The sequence below is a fragment of the Microcella sp. genome (assembly GCF_051860105.1).
In the GTDB taxonomy this organism is placed as follows: domain Bacteria; phylum Actinomycetota; class Actinomycetes; order Actinomycetales; family Microbacteriaceae; genus Microcella.
This window is the reverse complement of record NZ_JBHYEO010000024.1, coordinates 1-24324: the sequence shown is the minus strand read 5'-3', so window position 1 is coordinate 24324 and position 24324 is coordinate 1. Positions and strand designations below refer to the sequence as shown.

Below are 24324 nucleotides of genomic sequence, written 5' to 3'. Positions count from 1 at the left end.
CATGACTGATCAGCCTCCCGTGAACCCGTACGCGACCACGCCCCAGCCCATGAGCCCCGCCGACGAGAAGCTGTGGGCGACGCTCGTGCACGTCGGCGGCATCTTCTTCGGCTTCGTGCCGGCTCTCATCGGGTTTCTCGTGCTCGGCAACCGCGGGCCCTTCGTGCGCGGTCACACCGCCACGGCGCTCAACTTCCAGCTGACGATGATCATCGCGGGCGCGATCGGCGCCATCACCTCGTGGCTCATCATCGGCATCTTCGTGCTCATCGCGGTGAGCGTGCTCATCCTCGTCTTCTCGATCATCGCCGCGCTCGCGGCCAACCGCGGCGAGGGCTACACCTACCCGCTCACGATCCCCTTCATCAAGTAGGGGCCGGCTCCGTCACGACCCTCAGTCGGGCAGCAGGCGGCGCACGACGCCGTCGGCGAGCAGGCGCCCGCGCAGCGTGAGCACGATCGTGCCGCGCAGCGCGGGCCCCGGCTCGACGAGCTCGTCGGCGATGAGCCCGGCGACCGCGCGGCGGCCCAGCGGGGTGAGAGCATCCACCGGCAGCCCCTCGCGCAGGCGCACCTCGAGCAGCACGCGCTCGACGCGCCGCGTCTCAGCATCGAGGGTCTCGCGACCCGCCGCCGGGCTCAGCCCGTGCGCCAGGCGCTCGGCGTAGGCGGCGGGGTGCTTGACGTTCCACCAGCGCACGCCACCGATGTGGCTGTGCGCTCCGGGGCCGACGCCCCACCAGTCCTGCCCGGTCCAGTAGGCGCGGTTGTGGCGCGAGCGCTGGTCGGGGGTGCGCGCCCAGTTGCTGACCTCGTACCAGTCGTAGCCAGCGTCGGCGAGGCGGGCATCGAGCGCCTCGTAGAACACCGCGTGCAGGTCGTCGTCGACGGGCGGCACCTGCCCGTGCAGCACCTGGCGGGCGAGCTTCGTGCCCGGCTCGACGATGAGGGCGTAGGCGCTCAGGTGGTCGGGCTCGGCCGCGAGCGCGGCATCGAGGCTGCGCTGCCAGTCGGCCTCGGTCTCACCCGGCGTGCCATAGATGAGGTCGAGGCTCACCGCGAGCCCCGCTGCTTTCGCGGCCGCGACGACGCGCGGCACGTTCTCGGGGTCGTGCGTGCGCTCGAGCACCGCGAGCACGTGCGGCACGGCCGACTGCATGCCGACGCTCACGCGCGTCACGCCGGCCGCGGCCAGGCGCTCGAGCCCGCCGGCGTCGATCGAGTCGGGGTTCGCCTCGGTCGTGATCTCGGCGTCGTCGGCAACGCCGATCTGCTCGCGCACGGCGTCGAGCATGCGCGCGAGGTCGTCGGTCGGCAGCAGCGTGGGGGTTCCGCCGCCGAAGAACACCGTGCGCGCGGGCCGGCGCGGCAGGCCGGTCTGCTCGAGCACGCGGTCGGCGAGTTCGACCTCGGCGATCGCCTGGTCGGCGAAGTCGCTCTGCTTGACCCCGCGCACTTCGTCGGCCGTGTAGGTGTTGAAGTCGCAATAGCCGCAGCGCACGCGGCAGAACGGCACGTGCAGGTACACCCCGAGGTCGCGCTGCTCGGCGCCCTCGAGCACGCTCGCGGGCAGCAGCCCGTCGTCGGGAGCCGGGTCGGCGAGGGGCAGGGCGCTGGGCACACCCCCATCCTCCCAGCCGTGCCCTCCACAATTCAGGAGTCGGGCACTCCGACGCGGGCTCAGGATGCCCTGCCGGGCGTGTCGCGGAGTGCGAGCATCCCGAACTCCTGAATTGTGGAGACGCAGGCAGGCGGCGACGAGCTCGGCGCCGAACACGCAGAGTGGAGACCATGAACCAGCAGGCGCAGCTGCCCGAGCACGTCGACGTGCTCGTCGTCGGCGGCGGGCAGGCAGGGCTCGGCATGGGCTACCGGCTGCGCGAGGCCGGCGTGCCGTTCGTGATCGTCGACGACCGCGCGCGCACGGGTGACGTCTGGCGGGCGCGCTGGCGCAGCCTCGTGCTGTTCACCCCGCGCCGTTTCGCCGCCCTCCCGGGGCTGCCGCTGCCTCCGACGACCGCGTACTACCCGACGCGCGCGCAGCTCGCCGATTACCTCGAACGCTATGCCGACGAGTTCGCCCTGCCCATCGTGCGCGAGACCCGTGTCACGGCGATCACCCGCGACGACGACGACTTCGTCGCTGACACGTCGCGCGGTAGGGTTCGAGCACGCGCCGTCGTGATCGCGTCGGGGCCCTTCCAGTACCCGCGCATCCCCCGCGTCGGCGCGGGCCTCGACGTGAGCGTGGCGCAGCTGCACTCGAGCGCCTACGACTGCGCCGACGATCTGCCGCACGGCAGCGTCGCGGTGGTCGGCGGCGGCAACTCGGCCGCGCAGCTCGCGGTCGAGCTCGCCGACTCCGACCCGGCCCGCCGCGTGACGATGGTCGCCCCGCAGCAGCCCTGGTTCATCCCCGAGCGCCTGCTCGGCGTGACGGTGTACTGGCCGCTGCGACTGCTCGGCATTCTGAACTCGCCCGCCGAGAGCCGCATCAGTCGCTACATCCACTCGCGCGGCGACGGCATCCTAGGCACCGAGGCGAAACGCGCCGTGCGCGCCGGACGCCTCGCGCTGCGAACGAGCCGCGTCGTGGATGCTCGCGCGCGGTCGCTCGTGCTCGCCGACGGGTCGACGCTCGAGGTCGACGCGGTGCTCTGGTGCACCGGGTTCCGCACGCACTACCCCTTCGTGCAGGTCGAGGGAGCGCTCACCGAGCATGGCGGCCCCGTGCATGAGGGCGGCATCTCGCCGGTCGCGGGCCTGTACTGGCTCGGGCTGCCGTGGCAGCGTCGGCTCGACTCGTCGATCCTCCACGGCATCGCCGCCGACTCGGCCGACCTCCTGGGGCCGCTGCGGCAGCACCTCGCTCGGGGTGCCGCCGCCCGCTCTGCCACTCGCGCCGCCGAGAGCGGCGCCTCTGCCACGATGGAACCGTGACCACCACCATCCTCTGGGACGTCGACGGAACCCTGCTGCTCAACTCGTTCGGAGGCGGCGGCGAGCTCTATCACACGGCCGTCGAGCGCACCGTGGGCCGCGAGCTGCACCCGCCGATGCCGCGCACGCACGGCAAGCCCGACGGGCTCATCCTCAGCGAGATCCTCGCCCACTTCGGCTACGACGACAGCTGGCACGAGCGCGCCCGCGAGACCCTCGACGAGCTCTCGATCGAGCGCGCGCAGGCGGGCGATCGCCGCGAACCTGCCCCGGGCGTCGTGGATGCTCTCACCGCGGTCGCCGCCCGCGGCTGGCACAACGCGCTGCTGACGGGCAACTCGCTCGTGCGCGCTCGCGTCAAGCTCGAGGGGGCCGGGCTCGGGCCGGAGTGGTTCGACTGGGACCGCTCGTTCTTCGGCGCGACGGCACGCGAGCGCAGCGAGATCACCCGTGCGGCGCGTCAGGCGTTGCCCGGCGAGACCCTCGTGATCATCGGCGACACCCCGCGCGACGACGAGGCCGCGGCCGCCGCCGGCATGCCCTTCATCGGCGTCGCGACCGGCGTGTTCTCGGTCGACGACCTGCGCGAGACGGGCGCGGTGCTCGTCGTGGCCGACCTCGCCGGGTCGCTCGATGCGGTGCTTTCCGCGATCGACGGGCTCTAGCGGGGCATCCCGAATCGGCCGACGATTCAGCTGACGAGCGCGACGCCCTGCACGAACCAGATCTGGTTCATGCGGAAGACCATGACCGCGACCGCCAGGCTCGCGACGCCCATGACGACGGTCGCCCAGCGCGTGCGGTCGACGAGCGCCCACGCGATCGCCGCGACCGGCAGCACGAGGGCGACGACGAGGTAGATCCACCACTCGACGATGTCGCCCGTCGGCTGGTTGCCGGTCAGCGGCGCGATGATGCCGATGACGATCTGCACGAGCAGCACGAGGGCCACGGCCGCCGTCGGCAGCACGCTGAAGTCGTCGGGCTTTCGGCCGATGCCCCCGAGCACGAGGGCGGCGAGCGCGGCGACGACGCACACGATGATGGCGATCGTGGTGAACCACTCGATCACGAGTCTGCCTCCTGGGCGCTGTCATTCGGAAACCCGACCAGCGTACGACCGCGACCCTGACGCACGCTGATGAGGGCGACGAGGCGGTCGGGATGCTCGCGCCCTGCTCCCCGCTCGATCGCGGCGACCGGCTCGGCGTCGGGCTGCTCGGGCAGGGCGAGCAGCTTGCCGTGCCCGAGGTCGCGGGCCTGCGCGGCGTCGACCTCGAGTGAGACGAAGAGGCGCGCGGCGACCTCTGCGGGGCTCGCCAGCAGGCTCGCGCCGCCCTCGGCCAGCTCCTCGAGGCTCACCGCGTCGGCCACGTCGAACGGCCCGACGCGCGTGCGCCGCAGCGCCGTCAGGTGCCCGCCGACGCCGAGAGCCGCGCCGAGGTCGCGCGCGAGGGCGCGGATGTAGGTGCCCGAGCTGCAGTCGATGCGCGCATCCACCTCGATCGCGCTCTCCGTTCGCCGCACCGCGAGCACCGCGAAGCCGCTGATCGTGACGCGGCGCGAGGCGAGCTCGACCTCTTCGCCCGCCCGCACGCGGTCGTAGGCTCGCTTGCCGTCGACCTTGATCGCGCTCACCGAGCTCGGCCGCTGATCGATCTCGCCCGTGAGGGCGCGGATGCCCGCCGCGAGCGCCTCGTCGGTCACCGCCGCGACTGCCGCGGGGTCGGCCGTGCTCACGGTCTCACCCTCGGCGTCGTCGGTGGTCGTCGCAGCACCGAGCCGCATCGTCGTCTCGTACGTCTTGTCGAGGCCGACCAGGTAGGTGAGCAGGCGCGTCGCTGGGCCGGCTCCGAGCGTGAGCAGACCCGTCGCCATCGGGTCGAGCGTGCCGGCGTGGCCGACCTTGCGGGTGCCGAGGGCGCGACGCGCGCGAGCGACGACGTCGTGGCTCGTGAGACCCTGCGGCTTGTCGACGAGGAGCAGTCCGGTGGGCACGACTCCACGGTAGCGGGCGCGGGGGCGCGACGCGGGCGCGCGGGTCGGCGGCGGTGCGGCTGCCCGGCCTAGGCTGGCGAGCATGCGCATCGCGGTCATCGGAGCGGGCGCGGTCGGCGGCCTCCTGGCCGCCCTGGCCGCGCGCGCGGGGCACGAGGTGCTCGTCACCGCGCGCGGCGAGCACGCGGAGGCGATCGCCCGCGCCGGGCTGCACGTCGACGGTGGCTGGGGCGAGTGGGTGGGGGCGGTCGAGCTCGTTGAGAGCATCCCGAACCGCGCCGTCGACCTGATCGTGCTCGCCACGAAGGCGCACGACTCAGCGAGCGCCCTCGAGGGGTGGGTCGCCCACGACGGCACGCCCGTGCTCGTGCTGCAGAACGGCCTCGGGGGCGAGGACGCGGTGCGGGATGCCCTGCCGCACTCCCCCGTCGCCATCGGCCTCGCCCTCTTCGCCGTGAGCCTCACCGGCCCCGGCCGCATCACCGTGACCGGCCCGAACGGCCTCACGCTCGGCGGCGACCCGACCGCGGTCGCGGTCGCCGAGCCGCTCCTCCGCGCCGCCCTCCCGGCCGAGCTCGTGCTCGCCCCCGACATCCGCGGGGCTCAGTTCACGAAGCTGCTCGTCAACCAGGTCAACGCGCTGCCCGCGATCACCGGGCTGAGCGTGCAGCAGACCGTCGCCGACCCCGCGCTGCGGACCGTGCTCGCGCGCGGCATGGTCGAGACCGTTGCGGTCGGCGACGCGGCCGGCGTGGACTGGGGCCGCATCGGGGCGGTGGATGCGGAAGCCGTCGCTCGCATCCGCGCCGGTGGAGCGGCGGCGGCCGCCGAGCTCGCCCAGCACCTCGCCGCCGGAATGGGCGACGTGCCCAACCCCGCGTCGATGCTGCAGAGCATCCGTCGCGGCCGCACGACCGAGGTCGACGCGATCAACGGCGCCGTCGTCGCCCTCGGTGCGACCCACGGCGTGCCCACCCCGGTCAACGCCGCCCTCGTCGCCCTCGTGCACGAGGTCGAGCGTTCGGGCGCGTTCGTCCGGCCGACCGACGCGGCCGTCCGGGTCTCAGCCCCCTAACCCGCGTGCCTTCCACAACTTCGGAGTGGAAGCCACCCGGCAACGCGCCGCCGTCCCCTTCCGAAGTTGTGGAAGCCGCCCGACCCGGCGTCGCGCTCCCCTTCCGACGTTGTGGAAGCGGGCTCGGGCCACGTGTCGCCCGCCGAGCCTCGACGGCTAGAGCATCGACTTGGTGTGCCAGACGGTCTTCGTCTCGACGAAGGCCGTGATGCGCTCGAGGGCCGGGCGCGGGATGCCCGCCACGGGCGCCACGACGCGCTTGAGCGTCTCGGCCGCCGCCAGCTGCAGGTCGACCCAGGTCTCGCCCTTCGCCCCGTCGATCGATCCGGCGCCGGTGAGGTCGAGCGCGTTGACGTCGGCGTGTGATGCCAGCCACGGCATGATCTCCGCCGGCGAGCCGGTGAGCATGTTGATGACGCCCCCGGGAACATCCGAGGTCGCGAGCACCTCGCTGAGCGAGATCGCCGAGAGCGGCGCGCGCTCATCGGCCACGACGACGACGGTGTTGCCGCTCACGACGATCGGCGCGAGCACCGAGACGAGGCCGAGCAGCGAGCCGCCCGTCACGCCCTGCGGCGCGACCGCGGCGACAACGCCCGTCGGCTCGGGCACCGAGAGGTTGAAGTAGGGGCCCGACACGGGGTTGGCGTTGCCCGCCACCTGGGCGTACTTGTCGGCCCAGCCGGCGTACCAGACCCACACGTCGATCGCGAGATCGACCTGCGCGCCCGCGTCGGCGGCCGTGACGCCCTCCGACGACTGGATCTCGTCGACGAACTGCGCGCGACGCCCCTCGAGCAGCTCGGCGATGCGGTAGATCACCTGGCCGCGGTTGTAAGCCGTGGCACCCGCCCAGCCCCCGACCGCCGCGCGCGCGGCGACCACGGCATCGCGGGCGTCCTTGCGCGAGGCCTTCGCGGCGTTCGCGAGGAACGCACCGTCGGCGCCGACGACCTCGTAGGTGCGGCCGCTCTCGCTGCGCGGGAACTTGCCGCCGATGTAGAGCTTGTACGTCTTGGGAACGGTGAGCCGGCTCACTTCACGACCGCCTTCCGGGTCTTCGCGGGCTTTCGGGCGGCGCGCGCGCCGTCGGTAGGGGCACTGGATGCTGCGCTCAACGATGCCGGAGCATCCCACCCGCTCGCCTCGAGGTAGGCGGCGAGCCCGTGGCGGCCGCCCTCGCGGCCGTAGCCCGACTCCTTGTAGCCGCCGAACGGCGACGCGGGGTCGAAGCGGTTGAACGTGTTCGCCCACACCACTCCGGCGCGCAGCTGGTCGACGAGGGCGAGCATGCGGCTGCCCTTCTCCGTCCAGATGCCGGCCGAGAGGCCGTAGGGCGTGTTGTTCGCCTTCGTGATCGCCTCGGCGGGCGTGCGGAACGTCAGCACCGAGAGCACGGGCCCGAAGATCTCCTCCCGCGCAATCGCGTGCGCCGCGCTGACCTTCGTGAAGATCGTCGGCGCGAACCAGAAGCCCTTGTCGGGGATGCGGCAGTCGGCCGTCCAGCGCTCGGCGCCCTCGCTCTCACCCGTGTCGCTCAGCGTGCGGATGCGCTCGAGCTGCGCGGCCGAGTTGATCGCGCCGATGTCGGTGTTCTTGTCGAGCGGGTCGCCCATGCGCAGCGTCGAGAGCCGCTGCTTGAGGCGGTCGATGACCTCGTCGTGCACGTTCTCCTGCACGAGCAAGCGCGAGCCGGCGCAGCACACGTGGCCCTGGTTGAAGAAGATGCCGTTGACGATGCCCTCGATCGCCTGATCCATCGGGGCGTCGTCGAACACGATGTTGGCGGCCTTGCCGCCGAGCTCGAGCGTGAGGCGCTTCTGGGTTCCGGCGACCTGGCGGGCGATCATCCGGCCGACGTTCGTCGAGCCCGTGAAGGCGACCTTGTTGACGTCGTCGTGCGTGACGAGCGCCTGGCCCGTCGAGCCGGGGCCCGTCACGATGTTGACGACGCCCGCGGGCAGGTCGGCCTGCTGCAGGATCTCGGCGAACAGCATCGCCGTGAGCGACGTGGTCTCGGCGGGCTTGATGACGACGGTGTTGCCGGCGGCCAGAGCCGGGGCGATCTTCCACGCGAGCATGAGCAGCGGGAAGTTCCAGGGGATCACCTGCGCGGCGACGCCGAGCGCGCGCGGGTTCGGGCCGAGGCCCGCGTGCTCGAGCTTGTCGGCCCAGCCGGCGTAGTAGAAGAACCAGGCGGCGACGAGCGGCACGTCGACGTCGCGCGTCTCGCGGATGGGCTTGCCGTTGTCGAGGCTCTCGGCCACGGCGAGCTCGCGCGAGCGCTCCTGCACGAGCCGGGCGATGCGGAACAGGTACTTGCCCCGGTCGCTGCCCGACATGCGCGACCACACGCGGTCGTAGGCGCGTCGCGCCGCGGCGACAGCGACATCCACGTCACCGGCGGTGGCCTGCGCGATGCTCGCGATGACCTCCTCCGTGGCAGGCGAGATGGTGTCGAACACGTCGCCGTGCCCGTCGACGAACTCGCCGTCGATGAAGAGGCCGTACTGCGCCTTGAGGTTCAGGATCGACGCCGACTCCGGCGCCGCTGCGTATTCGAGAAAGGCCATGATCTAGTCCACCGTCACGTAGTCGGGGCCACTGTAGTGACCGGTTCGCATCTTCTGGCGCTGCAGCAGCACGTCGTTCACCAGGCTCGAGGCGCCGAAGCGCCACAGCTGGGGGGTTAGCCACTCTTCGCCCACGGTCTCGGCGACCGTGACGAGGTAGCGCACGGCGTCTTTCGAGGCGCGGATGCCGCCGGCCGGCTTCATGCCGATCTTCTCGCCAGTCAGTCGGTGCCAGTCGCGGATCACCTCGAGCATGAGCAGCGTGACGGGCAGCGTGGCCGCAGGGCTCACCTTGCCCGTCGAGGTCTTGATGAAGTCGGCCCCGGCGAGGATGGCGAGCCAGGATGCCCGCTTGACGTTGTCGTACGTCTGCAGCTCGCCCGTCTCGAGAATGACCTTGAGGTGCGCGTGACTGCCGTCGGGGCGGATGCAGGCCTCGCGCACGGCGACGATTTGGTCGAACACGAGCCCGTAGTTGCCGGCCAGGAAGGCCCCGCGGTCGATGACCATGTCGATCTCATCGGCGCCCGCGGCGACCGCGTCGCGCGTGTCGGCGAGCTTGATGGCGAGGCTCGCGCGGCCGGAGGGGAAGGCGGTCGCGACGGCGGCCACCTGGATGCCCTCGGTTCCGCCGGCGGCGTGCCGGCTGCCGAGCGCCTCGACGGCGTAGGGCACCATGTCGCCGTAGACGCACACGGCCGCGACGCTCGGCGTCGTCGGGTCGCTCGCGTCGGGCGTGATCGCCTTCGCGACGAGCGAGCGCACCTTGCCGGGGGTGTCGGCACCCTCGAGCGTCGTCAGGTCGCACGTGCGGATGATGGTGTCGAGGGCCCAGGCCTTCGAGCTCGTCTTGATCGAGCGCGTGCTGAGGCCCGCGGCGCGCTGCTCGAGGCCGACGGCGTCGACGCCCGTGAGGCCGTCGAGGTGCAGCCGCAGGGCCGTCTCGGTCAGGTCGCCGCCGAGCAGGCGCACGGCGCGTTCCGCCGGCTGGATGCCGACGGGGTGGGTGATGGTCATGAGGCGTCCTCTCGGGATGCTGCGGTGGCGGATTCGAGGTCGGTGCCGGCGTCGCCCAGCAGGGCGCGCGCGGTGTGCTCGTCGGTGACGAGCACGGAGCAGAGCCCGTGCGTGACGATGGCGCGAGCGACGGCGTGCTTCGGCTCACCGCCGATCACGAGGATGCTCGTGGGAGCGCTGCGCAGCTCTTCGAGGCCGAGGCCGAGCGTGCGAGCATCCAGTTCAGGGTCGGCGATCGTGCCGTCGGCCGTGATGTACCGGCCGATGACATCGCCGACGGCACCGCGCTCGACGAGCCGGGCGATGTCGGCGGAGGTGAGATAGCCGCTGTCGACGTGCACCGAGCTGGTGTCGGCGACGCCCGCGCTGTAGAGGTAGGCCGAGGCGCCGCGGGCCATGCCGAGCACGCCGCCGACCGTGCGGTCGCCCTCGATGGCCTTCTTGGTCTCGAGGCGCTCGAGAATGGCGGGGCTCGGCAACAGGGTGGCCTGCCCGCCAGCCTTCTGCGCGATCATGACGGCCGTCGCGGCGGCCGTGCCGGGGCGCTTGCTGAGGCTCACGCCGCCGTTGATCTGCACGACGTTGACCGCGGTCGACCAGCCCGTCGGCAGGGCCTCGGCCACCTGGTGCAGTGTGCGGCCCCAGCTGACGCCGAGCAGGCGCGGCACGGGCCGGTGGCTCACGAGGTAGTCGGCGGCGGCCTCGCTCACGCGCGCCTGCAGCTCGGCGTCGTCGGCCGGGGCGGGCACGACCACGGCATCTTTCAGGCCGAACCGCGCCGTGAGGTCGCGCTCGAGGGCGAGGCGGCGGGCCCGCGGGTGCACGATCTCGATACGGATGATGCCGCGCTCGCGCGCCTGGGCGAGCAGCCGACCCACCTTCCAGCGCGTGACGCGCAGGATGGCGCCGATCTCGTCCTGCGTCTTGTTCTCCTCGTAGTAGAGCTCGGCGGCGCGCACGGCGAGCAGCTCGGTGGCTGCGGCGGTCTCGGCAGGGACCATGCGAGAGCGTCCTTCCCAGTCGGCGTGCGGGGCTCGTATCCCCAGGCTAGGCGGGCTCCGGCACGACTACCAACATTTGTTGCACGGTCTGCTCACATGAGCAGATTCGCGCCGCGGAGTGCTCGCGCGCGTGAGTACGCTGAGAGTGACCGCCGTGCGGTCGTTCGCCCCTCCCGGCCCCGCCGGCTTCTCGCGGAAGGACACCCGTGACCGACTACGCCCTCGCCGTCGACCTCGGCGGCACCAAGGTCGAGGCGGCGCTCGTCGACGAGACCGGTGCGCTGCTCGCCGGGTCGCGCCATCGCCGACCGACCGGCGCCTCCTCGACGAGCGATGAGCTCGCCGCCGCCGTGACCGATGCGGTGCGGGATGCCCTCGCGACCCTCCCCGACGGCGCGACCCTGCTCGGCGCCGGCATCGGCAGCGCGGGCCCGATCGCGGGCACCACGGGCGACGTCTCGCCCCTGAACCTCGGAGCCTGGCGCGACTACCCACTCGGGGCCCTCGTGGAGCAGCAGGTGACCGGGCTGCCCGTCACTCTGCGCATGGACGGCATCTGCATCGCCCTCGCCGAGGTCTGGCTCGGTGCGGCGCAGGGCGAGTCGAACGTCATGGGCATGATCGTGTCGACCGGTGTCGGAGGCGGGCTGATCCTCGGCGACCGCGTCATCGCGGGCCCGACCGGCAACGCCGGCCACATCGGCCACGTGGCCGTCGCCGGGTTCGACGACCCGTGCGCGTGCGGCGCGCGCGGCTGCCTCGAGGCTATCGCGTCGGGGCCTCGCACCGTCGCGTGGGCCCGCACGCAGGGGTTCACCGGCGAGACGGGAGAGGATCTCGCCGCTGCGGCTGCCGCCGGCGACAGCGTTGCGCGCGCCGCCATCGAGCGTTCGGCGACCGCCGTCGGCCGGGCCATCGCGAGCGCGAGCGCTCTCGTCGACCTCGACATCGTCGCTATCGGCGGCGGTTTCAGCCACGTGAGCGATGACTACATTGCCCTCGTCGGCGCCGCGGTGGCGGGCCACAGCGAATTCGGCTTCGTCACCAAGACGCGCGTCGTCGCGTCGGGGCTGAGCGGCGAGGGCCCGCTCGTGGGAGCCGCGGCGCTCGTGCACCGCGCCGAGCTGCTCGGCTGACGAGCCTGCGCGTCTAGCGACCGAGCTCGTCGTCGACCAGGCCGCGACGGCCGAGAAGCGGCACGGCGATGAGGTTGGCGAACGACAGCACCAGCAGCACGGCGATCGCCGGGCTCCACGATCCGGTGCTGTCGCGCAGGGCACCGAGCAGCAGCGGCGCGAGAGCAGCGATCGCGTAGCCGACCGTCTGCACCGCACCGCTCACGGTGCTCGCCATCGCCGGCGTGCGCGTGCGCAGGGCGAAGAGGGCGAGGCACATCGGGAAGGTGATGTAGCCGAGCCCGAGGGCGATCATCCACAGCAGGGTCGCCGCCTCGGGCCCGAGCAGCAGCCCCGCGTAGGCCGTGGCGAACAGAGCCGTCGAGGCCACCAGCAGCGGAGTCGGCGTGCGCAGGCGCGCGGCGAGCACGGGCCCGATCGCGGCGAGCGGCAGGCCGAGGAAGCCCAGGAGGGCGAGCAGAGCGCCCGCCTCCGCCTCCCCGACGCCCGCGATCTCCCGCAGCATCGGCGGCAGCAGGGCGAAGCCGGCGTAGGCCGAGATGCTCGAGATCGTGAACGGGATGCCGATGCCCCAGAGCGTCGGCGACCGGAGGAGTGCGGCTCGACGCGGCCGGGTGGGCTCGGCCCCGGGCATCCCGTCGGCGGCGACCGCCGCGCGCCGCCGTCGATGCGCCCGCACCTCGCGCGCCGCGAGGGCGACCCACGGCACCAGGGCGATCGCGACGAAGGCCGCCCAGATGGCGAGCGACAGCCGCCAGTCGGCGAGTTCGGCGAGCGGAACGGCGACGAGCGGCGGCACGGCGGCGCCGATCGACATGATCATCGCGTAGACCGCGGTCATGGTTCCGATGCGGTTCGGCGTGACCTTCTTCACGGCCGCGGGCAGCAGCACGTTGCCGAACCCGGCGCCGAGCAGCAGCACGAGCGTGCCGGCGAGCAGCATCGCGAAGTCGACGGCCGCCGCGCGCACGAGGTGCCCGGCGATCATCGCGAGCATGGCGAGCAGCAGGGTCGGCTCGAGCTGCAGGCGGCGCGCGAGGCGCGGCGCGAGCACGCCCGCGAGCGCGAAGGCGATGGGCGGAGCGGTGCCGAGCGCCCCGAGCGCGAGCGCGCTCAGCGGGATGTCGGCGTCGATGCGCCCGGCGAGCGGTGATAGGGCGGCTACCGGGAGGCGCATCGTCGCGGCGATGAGCACGATGGCGACGACACCGAGCAGCAGCTCCGAGCGGCGGCCGGAGGGAGCGTCGGTCACCCGCTCATCCTAGGTCGCACCCGCACGCTGACAGGTGCCGCCGCTCGACCTAGGCTGACCCCGTGACCGACTGGGCCCGTTTCCTGCCGCTGAGCAATCGCGACCGCGCCGACGACGCGGGGGTCAGCTCGGGACCGATGCGCTCGCGAGCGCGCTGCATGTGCGGGCGGCGGGGTTCGCGGGGCCCGAGCTGCGGGCGCCCGGTGCGGCGATCGTGCTCTTCCTCGCCGGACGCGCCGATGTGCCGCCCGACTCCGATTCCGGCACTCCCGCTGATCGAGACCGCGACCTAGGCTGAGCGATGATCGGGCATGCGGCCCGACGGCAACGGCAAGGAGAGCGCGCATGGCGCAGAACGACGGTTTCGACCTGGGTGATATCGGCGACGTGGTCGGCGACCTGATGAGCGGGAAGGGTTTCGACCTCGCCGCGCTGCAGCCCCTGTGGGAGCAGATTCAGCCGACGCTCAAGGGCCTCGACACCGATCAGATCCTCGACACGGTCAGCGGCTGGGCGAAAGACCTCGACCTGCCGCTCATCAAAGACATTCCCGACTCGACGATCGACGACATCAAGAACGGCGCCAAGGTTCCGCTCAAGAACCTGCTGCAGGGCTGACGCGCGGTCAGCCGCCGAGGTCGCCGAGCAGGTTCTCGGCGGCCCGGCGGCCCGACAACAGGGCACCGTGCACGGTCGACGGATGCTCGCGCGAGGTCGCCTCGCCCGCCAGGTGCAGGCGGCCGTCGACGGACGCCGCGAGGTCGTCGCGCCTTGCCGGGTCTGAACCGACCGCGGCGAACGAGTAGGAGCCGCGGGCGAACTCGTCGGCCCCCCAGCGCGTGACGAGCGCGTCGACCGGGTCGGGGGCCCCGGGGTAGGCGCTGCGCAGCGTGGCGAGCGCGCTCGCCACGGCCTGCTCGTCGCTCATCGCGTCGACGCGCCGGCCCAGGTCGCCCGCTGCGAAGCCGAGCAGCACGGGAACGCCGTCGGCGCGGCCGACCGTCACCCAGTCGACCCATGGGTCGGCGCCCTCGGGCGGCACGATGCCGATCCAGTCGACCGAGTCGTCCCAGAACACGTCGTCGAACTGCAGGAACACCTTGTTGAGCACCCCCATGCCGAGGGCGGCGATCGCCGCCTGCTGGGGCTCGGGCAGCGGCGGGTCGACGACGATCGCGCCCGCCTGCAGCACGCCGAGCGGCACCGTGATGACGACCGCGTCGGCCTCGACCACGTCGGAGAGCGTCTGCACGACCACCCCGTCGGCACCCCAGCTCACGGCCGTGACGACGGCACCCAGCCGCACGTCGAGCCCGTCCGCGAGCAGCGCGGGCACTTGGGCGTAGCCGCCCTCGATCATGGCGTCGCCTCCGCCATACCCTCCGGCGTCGTCGAACCACCACGACGAGAGCTGATCGATCGACCCCGCGTACTCGTTCTCGATCGCGCTGGCCGCGAGGTAGCGCACGAGCCGCGCCTCGTCCGCCGTCGCTCCGCGCACGGCATCGTCGACGACGAGCCGCAGCGGCTGGTCGACGTCGGTGTCGTAGCCCGACTCGACGGCGGCATCGAGCCGCGCCCCGGCGCGCGCGAGCGCGGCGTCGTCGACGAGCCCGCTCGCGGTCGCGGCATCGAACCCGATCGACGAGGCGACGTCGGTCTCGATGAGCACCAGTCCCGCCTCGTCGACGAGCTCTGTGACGGGGTTGCCGTCGACGCCGTGGATCCACGAGGCTCCGAGGTCGAGCGCGAACCCCTCGCGCACGAGGGTCGCGGTGCGGCCGCCGATGCGGTCGCGCGCTTCGAGCACGATGACCTCGGCGCCCGCGCGGCGCAGATCCCGGGCCGCCGAGAGGCCTGCGACGCCCGCGCCCACCACGACGACCGTGAGCCCCTCACCGCGAGTGCTCGACGCCGCGCCGAACGGCGTGCACGCGGCGAATGCGGCCGCGGCGGTCGAACCCACGGCCACGGCCCCGAACTGACGGCGGGTGATCGTGCTCACGCCGGTGCGGGCAGGCCCAGGATCTCGCGGATGCGCAACTCGTCACGGCCCATCTGCTCCGCGAGGGCATCCGCCGACTCGAACTTGTGCATCGAGCGGATGTAGGCCACGAACTCGAGCTCGACCGTCTTGCCGTACAAGTCGAGGTGCACGTCGATCGCGTGGGCTTCGACGGTCTTCTCGGGCACGTCGCCGAAGGTCGGGTTGTTGCCGATCGAGACGGCGGCTCCGTAGCGCTCGCCCTCCACGTGCAACCAGCAGGCGTAGACGCCGTCGGCGGGAATGCAGCCTTCCGCGTCACGGGCGAGGTTCGCGGTCGGGTATCCCAGCTCGCGGCCGCGCTGGTGGCCGGGCACGACGAGCGAGCGGATGCGGTGGGGCCGGCCCAGCGCCTCGGTCGCCTCGTCGAGGCGGCCGGTTTCGAGCAGGGTGCGGATGCCCGTGGACGACACGCGCGTTCCGTCGAGCTCGCACACGTCGTCGACGAGCGCGACGGCGAACCCCGCGCGGTCGCCCGCCGCACGCAGCGTCTCGACCGTGCCGGCTCCGCGGGCGCCGTAGCGGAAGTCGCTGCCGACGAGCACCCGCTCCGCGTGCAGGCCGCGCACGAGAACCTGGTCGACGAACTCGTCGGCCGTGAGCGCCGCGAACGCGGGGGTGAACGGCAGCACGACGACGACGTCGACCCCGGCGTCGATGAGCGCCTCGGTCTTCTGCGCGACGCTCAGCAGCGTCTCGGGCGCGCTCTCCGGCTGCAGCACCGCGGCCGGGTGGCGGTCGAAGGTGATGACGACGGTGCGGCGACCCTCGGCCTCGGCGGTGAGCTGCTCGAGCACAGCCCGGTGCCCGCGGTGCACGCCGTCGAACTTGCCGGTCGTGACGGCGCTCGGCCGGGCATCCTGCGGCAGGTTCTCGATGCCGTGCACGACGATGCCGGTCATGCGGTCACCTCGGCGGGGGCCCGGCGGGCCTGCGCGACGCGGCGCAGCCACAGCAGTCCGAGCACGGGCAGCACGAGCGGGATGAAGGCGTAGCCGCGCCCGAATTGGCTCCAGACGGTGTCGTCGGGGAACAGGGCGGGGTCGATGATGCTGAGCGTGCCGACGATGAGCACGCCCGCGAGCTCGAAGGCGATGGCGATGACCGCGACGCGGAACCACGCGGCACCCCGGGCGACGAGCGCCACGGTCGCGAGCACGTAGACAGCGGCAGCGAGTGCCGAGAGACCGTAGGCCACCGGGGCCTCGTCGAACTTGGTGGCGATCTGGTAGACCGATCGGCCGATCGCTGCCAGGGCCAGGATGCCGTACACGGCGATCAGCACGCGGCCGATGCCGGCGCTCGTCGGGCGGGGTTCGTCGCTCATCGTTCTCAGCCTAGGTCAGGCCGGCTGAGCGGAGATCGTGCCCATGAGCGCGCGCAGGAAGCGGCGGGCGATGAGGATGCGCGCGAGCAGCAGCCCGGGCACCAGCGGCCATCCCCACCAGGCCGCGGGCCGCGCGAAGCTGCGCACGGTGAGCCACACCGAGCCGTCGTCGGTCTGCTCCAGCGTGAACGTCTCTTCTCCGGAGAAGGGATGCCCGGGCAAGGTGCCGACCGCGTACATGACGCGCCGCTCGGCCTCCTCCAGCAGCACGACCCGGCCCGGCAGCGGCAGCCACAGCGCGCTCCCCACCTCCAGGCCCACGACGACGATGTCGCCCGGGCGCAGATGCCGGGCGCCGCTCGCGGTGTAGACCTCGTCGGATGCGCCGACGTGCGCCGGCTCGACCGGCTCGCCCGCGGCGTCGAACTCGACGTGGCTGTAGGTGAGCTCGGCATCTCCCGCGGTCACTGGGGTGATGCGCACGCCCATGCCGGCCCCGCGGTAGACGCCGCCCGTGAGCAGCTCATCGACCGCGTATGCCCAGCGCGCGTCGCCGTGCCCGATGCGGCCGCGCTGCTCGAGCGGCCGGTAGCCCGTCGGCGGGTACTGCATGAGGTCGGGAGCCTGCGTCGCGCCGACGGCCGCATACGTCACCGGCTGCAGCTGGCGGTCGCGGTCGCGAGTGGTGTCGGCGGTCACGCTCTCCAGCGTACGGCGCGAACCCGAGAGCGCTCCGCGCTCACCACCTCGGCCCGTGCGCTCCGCGCTCACCACCTCGTCCCGTGCGCTCCGCGCTCACCACCTCGGCCCGTGCCCGTGCACTCCGCTCACGCGCCCCGCACACCCCAACGCTGCGTTCCCGGCCGCACCACCCCGGCACACTCCCGAATGCAAGGACTCCAGCGACCCACGTCGTTCAGAAGTCCTTGGATTCGGGAACGTTCTGCGCGCGGGTTCCCGGCTCGACGGTGCGGTGCGCGCTCAGGCGCCGAGGTGCTCGCTCAGCGCTTCGACGATGAGCGCGTGGTCGACCTCGTGCGGCAGGCCCGACACGGCGATCGTGCCGACGACGCCGACACCGCGGATCGCAAGCGGGAACCCGCCGCCGTGGCCCGAGAACTGCATCGGGTCCATCCACGGCGCGTGCTCGAGAACGTGGTTGTCGAGAATCGGGAAGCGCAGGCCCACGAGGTAGCTTGACGCGCCGAACTCGCGCACCGTGCGCTTCTTGCGCTCGATCCACACGTCGTTGTGCGCCGAGGTGCCGGGCAGGGCGCAGTGGAACAGCCGCTGCTCGCCGAGCGCGATGTCGATCGTGATCGCCTGGCCCCGCTCAAGCGCGCTCTCCCGCAGCCGTGCACCGAGCATCCACGCGTGCTCGTGGCTGAACTCGGTGAACTGCAGGCGCTCCTCCTGCGCGAAGACCTCGGCAATGAGCTCGTCGAGCGCGGGGCGGGGCGCAGCATCCACGATGCCGGCCCTACTTCTTCTCTTTCGCCTTCTCGACGTCGCCCGAGAGCGCGGCGATGAACGCCTCCTGCGGCACCTCGACGCGGCCCACCATCTTCATGCGCTTCTTGCCCTCTTTCTGCTTCTCGAGCAGCTTGCGCTTGCGGGTGATGTCACCGCCGTAGCACTTGGCCAGAACGTCTTTGCGCATCGCGCTGATCGACTCGCGTGCGATGATGCGCGCGCCGATCGCGGCCTGGATGGGCACCTCGAACTGCTGGCGCGGGATGAGCTTCTTGAGGCGCTCGGTCATGAGCACGCCGTAGGCGTAGGCCTTCTCGCGGTGCACGATCGCGCTGAACGCGTCGACCGCCTCGCCCTGCAGCAGGATGTCGACCTTGACGAGGTCGGCCTCCTGATCGCCCGCGGGCTCGTAGTCGAGGCTCGCGTAGCCCGCCGTCTTGCTCTTCAGCTGATCGAAGAAGTCGAACACGATCTCGCCGAGCGGCATCGTGTACTTGATCTCGACCCGGTCTTCACCGAGGTAGTCCATGCCGATGAGCGAACCGCGGCGGCTTTGGCAGAGCTCCATGATCGTGCCGACGTAGTCCTTCGGCGCGAGGATCGCCGCGCGCACCATGGGCTCGCTCACGGCGGCGATCTTCGCGCCGGTCGGGAACTCGCTCGGGTTGGTGACCGTGAACTGCTTCTTGTCGTCGGTCGTCACCTCGTAGGTCACGCTCGGCGCCGTCGAGATGAGGTCGAGACCGAACTCGCGCTCGAGGCGCTCGGTCACGATCTCGAGGTGCAGCAGCCCCAAGAATCCGCAGCGGAACCCGAAGCCCAGCGCGACCGAGGTCTCGGGCTCGTAGTTGAGCGAAGCGTCCGACAGCTTGAGCTTGTCGAGCGCCTCGCGCAGCACCGGGTAGTCGCTGCCGTCGATCGGGTACAGCCCCGAGAACACCATCGGCTTCGGGTCGGTGTAGCCCGCGAGCGCCGTCGTCGCCGGCTTCTGCGCGTTCGTGACGGTGTCGCCGACCTTCGACTGGCGCACGTCTTTCACGCCGGTGATGAGGTAGCCCACCTCGCCCACGCCGAGCCCCTTGCTGGGGGTCGGCTCGGGCGCGCTCACGCCGATCTCGAGCAGCTCGTGCGTCGCCCGCGTCGACATCATCTGGATGCGCTCGCGCGGGCTCAGCCGGCCATCCACCATGCGGACATAGGTGACGACGCCGCGGTACGAGTCGTAGACCGAATCGAAGATCATCGCGCGGGCGGGAGCATCGGGGTCGCCCGTCGGAGCGGGGATCTGCCGCACGACCTCGTCGAGCAGCCCCTCGACGCCGGCACCCGTCTTGCCGCTCACGCGCAGCACCTGATCGGGGTCGCCGCCGATGAGACCCGCGAGCTCTTTCGCGTACTTCTCGGGGTCGGCCGCCGGCAGGTCGATCTTGTTGAGCACCGGGATGATCGTCAGATCGTTCTCGAGCGCCAGGTACAGGTTGGCGAGCGTCTGGGCCTCAATGCCCTGCGCCGCGTCGACGAGCAGAATGGCGCCCTCGCACGCGGCGAGCGAGCGGCTCACCTCGTAGGTGAAGTCGACGTGCCCGGGGGTGTCGATCATGTTGAGCGCGTACGTGACGGGCTTACCGCCCTCCGCCGGAGCGAGAGCCCAGGGCATCCGCACCGCCTGGCTCTTGATTGTGATGCCGCGCTCGCGCTCGATGTCCATGCGGTCGAGGTACTGCGCGCGCATGTCGCGGTCGCTGACGACCCCCGTGATGCCGAGCATGCGGTCGGCGAGGGTCGACTTGCCGTGATCGATGTGCGCGATGATGCAGAAGTTGCGGATCAGCGTCGGGTCGGTCGCGGCGGGGGCGAGCGGCGTGAGGGCGCGAGGAGACATTTGGTGTCATTCTCCCATGCGATAGGGAGGCTGGCAGACCGTCGAGTGGCCGAGCGCGCACCGCACCTGGTAACGTAAGCGGTTGGCTTGCGTGTCAGAAAGCCCTCTCTCTTTCGACACGGAACGCGGCTGGGAATTTCGCCGCGATGCTCGCATCGCACCGGCACCCCACCCCGGCCGCTCACACACACCGTTCATCTCGAAGAAAGCACACACGTGGCAAACATCAAGTCGCAGATCAAGCGCATCAAGACCAACCTCAAGGCGCAGGAGCGCAACAAGGCGATCAAGAGCGAACTCAAGACGGCCATCCGCCGCACCAACGAGGCGGTCGCCTCGGGTGACAAGGCCAGCGCTGAGGCCGCCCTCAAGACGGCGACCAAGAAGCTCGACAAGGCCGTCAGCAAGGGCGTCATCCACGAGAACCAGGCGGCGAACCGCAAGTCGTCGATCGCCAAGAAGGTCGCGGCGCTCTAGCCCCACCTCGAACGTCGCAACGCCCCGTCGGCATTGGCCGACGGGGCGTTGTCGTGAGCATGGCGACCCGGGCCTGACCCGTGGGCGGACTGCTGAGTTGCGCTTATCGACACCGTGCGTTTCGGCTCAGCACGTGCGCCGTTTCGCACGGTGACTGCCGAACGGCACAGTCACGACACGGTCGACCCACCGTGTGCGCGAAAGGCAGAGAGCGCACCGCAGCGCGACTCTACCGTCACGGCGCGCGCGCCGCAGCGCGCGCGGAGCTGCCCTACAGCTCGAGACCGCGGTCGGCGACGACGCGCACGAGGCTCTCGAGGGCGTACACGGGGTCGCGCTGCGCGCCCTTCACGGCGGCATCGGTCTCGGCGACGGTGAGGATGGCGCGGCCGAGCCCTTCCTCGCTCCAGCCCTGCAGGTCGCGACGGGCGCGGTCGACCTGCCACGGGGCGAGGCCGAGCTGCGAGGCGACCTGGCCGCCCGAGCCCCGGGTGCCGCCGACCTTCGCCATCGTGCGCAGCTTCATCGCGAACGCGGCGACCATCGGCACGGGGTCGGCACCCGTCGCGAGCGCGTGGCGCAGCAGGCCGAGCGCCTCGCCGTGACGGCCGGCGATCGCGGCATCGGCGACGGCGAACGAGTTCACCTCGACACGGCCGCCGTAGTACTTCTCGACGGTCGTCTCGGTGATCTCGCCCTCGGTGTCGGCGAGCAGCTGCTGGCACGCGCCGGCGAGCTCGGCGAGGTCGTAAGTGAAGGCGCTCACGAGCGCGCGCAGCGCGGCGGGCGCGATCGGGCGGCCCGCGTGCCGGAACTCGGCGGCCGCGAAGTCGGCGCGGTCGTTGTCGCGCGTCAGTGCGGCGCACACGACCTCGATGCCGCCGCCCGTGCCCTGCCGGATGGCGTCGAGCAGCTTCTTGCCGCGCACTCCCCCGCCGTGGCGGATGAGCACGACGACCTCGTCGGCGGGCGCGGCGATGTACTCGAGCGCCTCCTCGAGGAAGGCGTCGTTCATGGTCGCCGCCGCGTCGATGCGGATCAGCCGCGGCTCGCCGAACAGCGAGGGGCTCGCGAGGGTGATGAGCTCACCGGGCGCGTAGGCGTCGGCGCGCAGGTCGTGCACCTCGAGGCTCGGGTCCTGCTCGCGCAGGGCATCCCGCAGCAGGCGGCTCGCGCGCTCGGCCAGGAAGTCTTCCGGCCCGCTCACGAGGATGACCGGCGCCGCGCGGATCTGGTGCCATGCGAGCTGCGGGATGCTCGCCGCGACCCGCGCGGACCCGGCGGGTTTCTTCGGCGCTGCCATGACGGCCAGCCTACCGAGGCGGGCCGACGCCGCCGCGCTCGCTCCAGAGGCGGAGCCCTGCCTCTGAACCGCCCGCGGGAGCGAGCAGCACGAGGCCGTGCACGTCGCTGCGCAGCACCGTCGAGCCGGCGCCCGCGAGCACCTCGAGCAGGGCGGGAGCGGGGTGGCCGTAGGTGTTGTCGGCCCCGACGCCGATGAGGGCGACGGGAGCCCCGAGGTCTGTGTAGAGCGGCTCGTGCTGATCGGGCGAGCCGTGGTGGCTGACCTTGACGACGTCGACGGGGGCCAGCGGCTGCGCGGCGGCGAGCATGCGCTGGGCATCCGCCCCCAGGTCGCCCAGGGCGAGCATGCTCGGGCAGTCGCCGCAGGTCGCCCCGCGCAGCTCGAGCACGATGCTCGCGTCGTTGCCCGGTTCGACGCCGCGATGCGCGGGCGGCCACAGCACCCGCCAGCGGTGGTCGCCGAGCTGACCGCGCGCTCCCGCCGCCACGGTCTCGACCTCGGCTCCCCCGGCGACGAGCGCGTCGACGAGGTGCTCATCGAGCGGGCCGTCCGTCGGCCCGATCAGGGCTCGGTCGACGCGGCCGATCACAGCGGGGGTTCCCCCGGCGTGGTCGAGGTCGAAGTGGGTGAGCACGAGCAGGTCGATGCGCCCGACGCCGAGGGTGTCGAGGCAGGCGGAGAGGCGCTCGGGCTCGGCTCCCGTGTCGATGAGCGCGACGGCGCCTGCGCTGCGCACGAGCACGGCGTCGCCCTGCCCGATGTCGCACTGCGCGATGACCCAGTCGCCCGGGCGGCCGAGCGTGCGCAGGGCGGCGGTGCCCGCGGTCGCCCCCATCACGACGACGAGCACCGCGGCGGTCACGAGGGCGAGCCGCCGACGCAGCCGAGCAGTGCCCAGCCGCGCCGGCACGCCCGCGGCCAGCAGCCCCGCGACGGTCAGACCCGCGAGCAGCAGCGCCCCGGCAAGCCCCTCGGGCCACGGCAGCAGCGCGCCCGGCAGCTGCGAGGTCACGCGCGCGACTCCCGCGATCCAGGCCGCGGGCAGCCAGGCCAGTCCGGCGACGAGCATGGCGAGCGGCGGGATGACCGGCGCGAGCAGGCACGCGATCATGCCCACGATCGTCGCCACCGGGGCGGCGGGCGCCGCGAGCACGTTCGCGATGACACCGCTGAGCGGCACCTCGGGCGCGAGCAGGATGAGCACGGGCTGGCACGCCAGCTGCGCGCTGAGCGGCACGGCGATGGCGAGCGCGAGCCACGCCGGCAGCACGCGCGCGAGCAGCGCGGCGAGCGGGCCGGCGAGCACGAGCAGCGCCGCCGTGGCGAGCACCGACAACGCGAACCCGTACTCGCGGGCGATCCAGGGGTCGAGCACGATGATGCCGAGCACGGCGATGCCGAGCACGGGCAGGCCGCGCGCCGGGCGCCCGCTCACGAGGGCGAGCAGCACGACCGCGGCCATGACGGCCGCGCGCACGACGCTCGGCTCGGGGGTCACGAGCACGACGAAGCCGCCGAGCGCGAGCAGGGCCGCTCCGACGCGCACCGGGCGCGGCCAGCGGGCGAGCGCGCCGATGCCGAGCACGAGCCCGACGACGATGGCGCAGTTGGCGCCCGAGACCGCGGTGAGGTGGCTGAGCGCGCTGGCCTTCATGGCGGCATCGAGGTCGTCGCTCACGGCCGTCGTGTCGCCGATGGCGAGGCCGGGCAGCAGCGCGGCCCCGTCGCCCGCGAAGGCGGACATGAGGGCGAGGAAGCCAGCGCGCAGGGCATCCGCGCCCGCCACGAGCGGGGGCGCTGCGGCGACGGGCTCGAGCGCGGTGACGGGCCGCACGAGCGCGACCCGGTCGTCGCCGGCCTCGAGGGCGATGAGCCGCACGCGACCCTCGAGCCGGGTGCCGAGCGCCAGCCGCTCGCCGACCTCGAGACCGAGCACGCGCACGGGAACCCGCACCGCGATCGACGGAGCGTCGTCGAGCACGACGCTCACGATGAGCGCGTCGGCGCTCACCCCGCCCCAGCCCGAGCCCGGGCCGGGCGGCGGGGCGACCCCCGACTGCTCGAGCTCGAGCACCGCGGCCACCGACCCGCCTCCGTCGAGCGCGGAGGCCAGCACCGGCGGCGTGCGGGCCGGAGCCGCGAGTGCGACCGCCGCCGCGATGACCGCGATTGCGACGACGCTCGGGATGCCCGCCGCGACCACCGCGATCGTGCGCGCCGCACGGCTCCGGTGCCGCAGCACCCCCACCGCGAGACCGGCGAGGGCGAGGGCGCCCAGCCCGACGGGCGCCGCGGCTTCCGGTGCCCCCACGAGCGCGAGGGCGGCGAGCCAACCGGCGAGGGCGGGCAGCGCGAGGCGGCCATCGATGGCGCGCGGCGGGGTCACACGGTCGCCTGGTCGCGGAGGCCGTCGAGCGTCCGCTCACCGATACCGCTGACGGCGGTGAGCTCGTCGACGCTCCGGAAGGGCCCGTTCTGCTCGCGCCAGGCGATGATGCGAGCGGCGATCGCGGGGCCCACACCGGGCAGCGTCTCGAGGGCGGCGGCATCGGCCGTGTTGAGGTTGACGCGGCCGTCGCTCGCGACGCCGGGCGGCCCGGGTGCTGCGGCGGGCACCTCGCCGACGACCGGCACGCGCAGCTGCTCGCCGTCGACGACCACCCGGGCGAGGTTGACGCCCGCGAGGTCGGCATCGGCGGCCGGACCACCGGCGGCGGCGATCGCGTCGACCACACGGGCACCGAGCGGCAGCTCGACGATGCCCGCATCGACGACGGCGCCGAGCACGTGCAGCACGACGACCTCGACGGCAGCCGTCGGCCC

24 protein-coding genes are annotated in these 24324 nt (G+C 72.6%); 7 read left to right on the top strand and 17 right to left on the bottom strand.

Features of this window, described 5'->3' with window-relative positions; translation table 11 throughout:
* Position 1: 1 nt before the first annotated feature.
* Positions 2–373, top strand: a complete 372-nt coding sequence (locus ACTIE9_RS11405) for a DUF4870 domain-containing protein (protein ID WP_439565698.1) — start codon at positions 2–4, stop codon at positions 371–373.
* 21 nt (positions 374–394) lie between these two features.
* On the opposite strand, the gene hemW is transcribed toward ACTIE9_RS11405, so the two are convergent.
* Complete coding sequence (gene hemW / locus ACTIE9_RS11400; protein WP_439565697.1) at positions 395–1621, bottom strand: radical SAM family heme chaperone HemW; 1227 nt, start codon at positions 1619–1621, stop codon at positions 395–397.
* A 170-nt stretch (positions 1622–1791) separates the two neighbouring features.
* Between hemW and ACTIE9_RS11395 the strand changes: the two genes are divergently transcribed.
* Entirely contained in the window at positions 1792–2940 is a 1149-nt protein-coding gene (locus tag ACTIE9_RS11395) for a flavin-containing monooxygenase (RefSeq protein ID WP_439565696.1), read from the top strand.
* Positions 2937–3605 (top strand): HAD family hydrolase, encoded by a 669-nt coding sequence (locus tag ACTIE9_RS11390; RefSeq protein WP_439565695.1) that lies wholly within the window; start codon positions 2937–2939, stop codon positions 3603–3605. Before ACTIE9_RS11395 ends, ACTIE9_RS11390 begins: the two co-directional genes overlap by 4 nt.
* A gap of 26 nt (positions 3606–3631) precedes the next feature.
* On the opposite strand, the gene ACTIE9_RS11385 is transcribed toward ACTIE9_RS11390, so the two are convergent.
* Together ACTIE9_RS11385 and truB are read right to left on the bottom strand one after the other, a co-directional pair.
* The gene (locus tag ACTIE9_RS11385; RefSeq protein ID WP_439565694.1) at positions 3632–4012 is read right to left on the bottom strand and encodes a hypothetical protein; all 381 of its coding nucleotides are present in this window, start codon (positions 4010–4012) and stop codon (positions 3632–3634) included.
* On the bottom strand, positions 4009–4938 hold the full coding sequence (gene truB / locus ACTIE9_RS11380) for a tRNA pseudouridine(55) synthase TruB (RefSeq protein WP_439565693.1): 930 nt from the start codon (positions 4936–4938) through the stop codon (positions 4009–4011). The genes ACTIE9_RS11385 and truB overlap by 4 nt, the downstream gene beginning before the upstream one ends.
* Positions 4939–5020: 82 nt before the next feature.
* Between truB and ACTIE9_RS11375 the strand changes: the two genes are divergently transcribed.
* Positions 5021–6013: a ketopantoate reductase family protein gene (locus ACTIE9_RS11375; RefSeq protein WP_439565692.1), complete on the top strand. Its 993-nt coding sequence runs from the start codon at positions 5021–5023 to the stop codon at positions 6011–6013.
* A gap of 156 nt (positions 6014–6169) precedes the next feature.
* Here the strand turns inward: ACTIE9_RS11375 and ACTIE9_RS11370 are convergent, their stop codons facing one another.
* The 4 genes from ACTIE9_RS11370 to ACTIE9_RS11355 are packed head-to-tail and all read right to left on the bottom strand — an operon-like array spanning position 6170 to position 10604.
* Positions 6170–7051: an aldehyde dehydrogenase family protein gene (locus ACTIE9_RS11370; protein ID WP_439565691.1), complete on the bottom strand. Its 882-nt coding sequence runs from the start codon at positions 7049–7051 to the stop codon at positions 6170–6172.
* Entirely contained in the window at positions 7048–8586 is a 1539-nt protein-coding gene (locus tag ACTIE9_RS11365) for an aldehyde dehydrogenase family protein (RefSeq protein ID WP_439565690.1), read from the bottom strand. The genes ACTIE9_RS11370 and ACTIE9_RS11365 overlap by 4 nt, the downstream gene beginning before the upstream one ends.
* 3 nt (positions 8587–8589) lie before the next feature.
* Positions 8590–9603: a deoxyribose-phosphate aldolase gene (deoC, locus tag ACTIE9_RS11360; RefSeq protein ID WP_439565689.1), complete on the bottom strand. Its 1014-nt coding sequence runs from the start codon at positions 9601–9603 to the stop codon at positions 8590–8592.
* On the bottom strand, positions 9600–10604 hold the full coding sequence (locus tag ACTIE9_RS11355) for a sugar-binding transcriptional regulator (RefSeq protein ID WP_439565688.1): 1005 nt from the start codon (positions 10602–10604) through the stop codon (positions 9600–9602). The genes deoC and ACTIE9_RS11355 overlap by 4 nt, the downstream gene beginning before the upstream one ends.
* 206 nt (positions 10605–10810) lie before the next feature.
* On the opposite strand from ACTIE9_RS11355, the gene ACTIE9_RS11350 reads away from it, so the two are divergent.
* Complete coding sequence (locus ACTIE9_RS11350; protein WP_439565687.1) at positions 10811–11740, top strand: ROK family protein; 930 nt, start codon at positions 10811–10813, stop codon at positions 11738–11740.
* Between the two features lie 13 nt (positions 11741–11753).
* Here the strand turns inward: ACTIE9_RS11350 and ACTIE9_RS11345 are convergent, their stop codons facing one another.
* A complete protein-coding gene (locus tag ACTIE9_RS11345; protein ID WP_439565686.1) occupies positions 11754–12992 on the bottom strand; it encodes an MFS transporter in 1239 nt (412 codons plus the stop codon).
* A 345-nt stretch (positions 12993–13337) separates the two neighbouring features.
* Here ACTIE9_RS11345 and ACTIE9_RS11340 point away from each other — a divergent pair, with 345 nt between their 5' ends.
* On the top strand, positions 13338–13610 hold the full coding sequence (locus ACTIE9_RS11340) for a hypothetical protein (RefSeq protein ID WP_439565685.1): 273 nt from the start codon (positions 13338–13340) through the stop codon (positions 13608–13610).
* A 7-nt stretch (positions 13611–13617) separates the two neighbouring features.
* Here ACTIE9_RS11340 and ACTIE9_RS11335 read toward each other — a convergent pair whose 3' ends face one another.
* The 6 genes from ACTIE9_RS11335 to lepA form a co-directional block, all read right to left on the bottom strand.
* Complete coding sequence (locus ACTIE9_RS11335) at positions 13618–14997, bottom strand: flavin monoamine oxidase family protein (protein ID WP_439565684.1); 1380 nt, start codon at positions 14995–14997, stop codon at positions 13618–13620.
* Positions 14994–15938, bottom strand: a complete 945-nt coding sequence (locus tag ACTIE9_RS11330; RefSeq protein WP_439565683.1) for a bifunctional riboflavin kinase/FAD synthetase — start codon at positions 15936–15938, stop codon at positions 14994–14996. The genes ACTIE9_RS11335 and ACTIE9_RS11330 overlap by 4 nt, the downstream gene beginning before the upstream one ends.
* Positions 15935–16363 carry a hypothetical protein gene (locus ACTIE9_RS11325; protein ID WP_439565682.1) on the bottom strand — a complete coding sequence of 143 codons (429 nt, stop codon included), beginning with the start codon at positions 16361–16363 and terminating at the stop codon, positions 15935–15937. The genes ACTIE9_RS11330 and ACTIE9_RS11325 overlap by 4 nt, the downstream gene beginning before the upstream one ends.
* Positions 16364–16378: 15 nt before the next feature.
* A complete protein-coding gene (locus tag ACTIE9_RS11320) occupies positions 16379–17062 on the bottom strand; it encodes a DUF1990 family protein (protein ID WP_439565681.1) in 684 nt (227 codons plus the stop codon).
* A gap of 282 nt (positions 17063–17344) precedes the next feature.
* A complete protein-coding gene (locus ACTIE9_RS11315; RefSeq protein WP_439565680.1) occupies positions 17345–17833 on the bottom strand; it encodes a heme-degrading domain-containing protein in 489 nt (162 codons plus the stop codon).
* Between the two features lie 10 nt (positions 17834–17843).
* Positions 17844–19718, bottom strand: coding sequence for a translation elongation factor 4 (lepA, locus tag ACTIE9_RS11310; RefSeq protein WP_439565679.1), 1875 nt, complete (start codon positions 19716–19718; stop codon positions 17844–17846).
* Positions 19719–19934: 216 nt separating this feature from the next.
* Between lepA and rpsT the strand changes: the two genes are divergently transcribed.
* Positions 19935–20195: a 30S ribosomal protein S20 gene (gene rpsT / locus ACTIE9_RS11305; RefSeq protein WP_439565678.1), complete on the top strand. Its 261-nt coding sequence runs from the start codon at positions 19935–19937 to the stop codon at positions 20193–20195.
* Between the two features lie 271 nt (positions 20196–20466).
* Here the strand turns inward: rpsT and holA are convergent, their stop codons facing one another.
* The 3 genes from holA to ACTIE9_RS11290 all read right to left on the bottom strand — a co-directional run.
* Positions 20467–21498: a DNA polymerase III subunit delta gene (gene holA, locus ACTIE9_RS11300; protein ID WP_439565677.1), complete on the bottom strand. Its 1032-nt coding sequence runs from the start codon at positions 21496–21498 to the stop codon at positions 20467–20469.
* A gap of 10 nt (positions 21499–21508) precedes the next feature.
* Positions 21509–23887 (bottom strand): ComEC/Rec2 family competence protein, encoded by a 2379-nt coding sequence (locus ACTIE9_RS11295; protein ID WP_439565676.1) that lies wholly within the window; start codon positions 23885–23887, stop codon positions 21509–21511.
* On the bottom strand, positions 23884–24324 hold a 441-nt coding region (locus ACTIE9_RS11290), incomplete at its 5' end, for a ComEA family DNA-binding protein (RefSeq protein ID WP_439565675.1). The genes ACTIE9_RS11290 and ACTIE9_RS11295, both read right to left, overlap by 4 nt.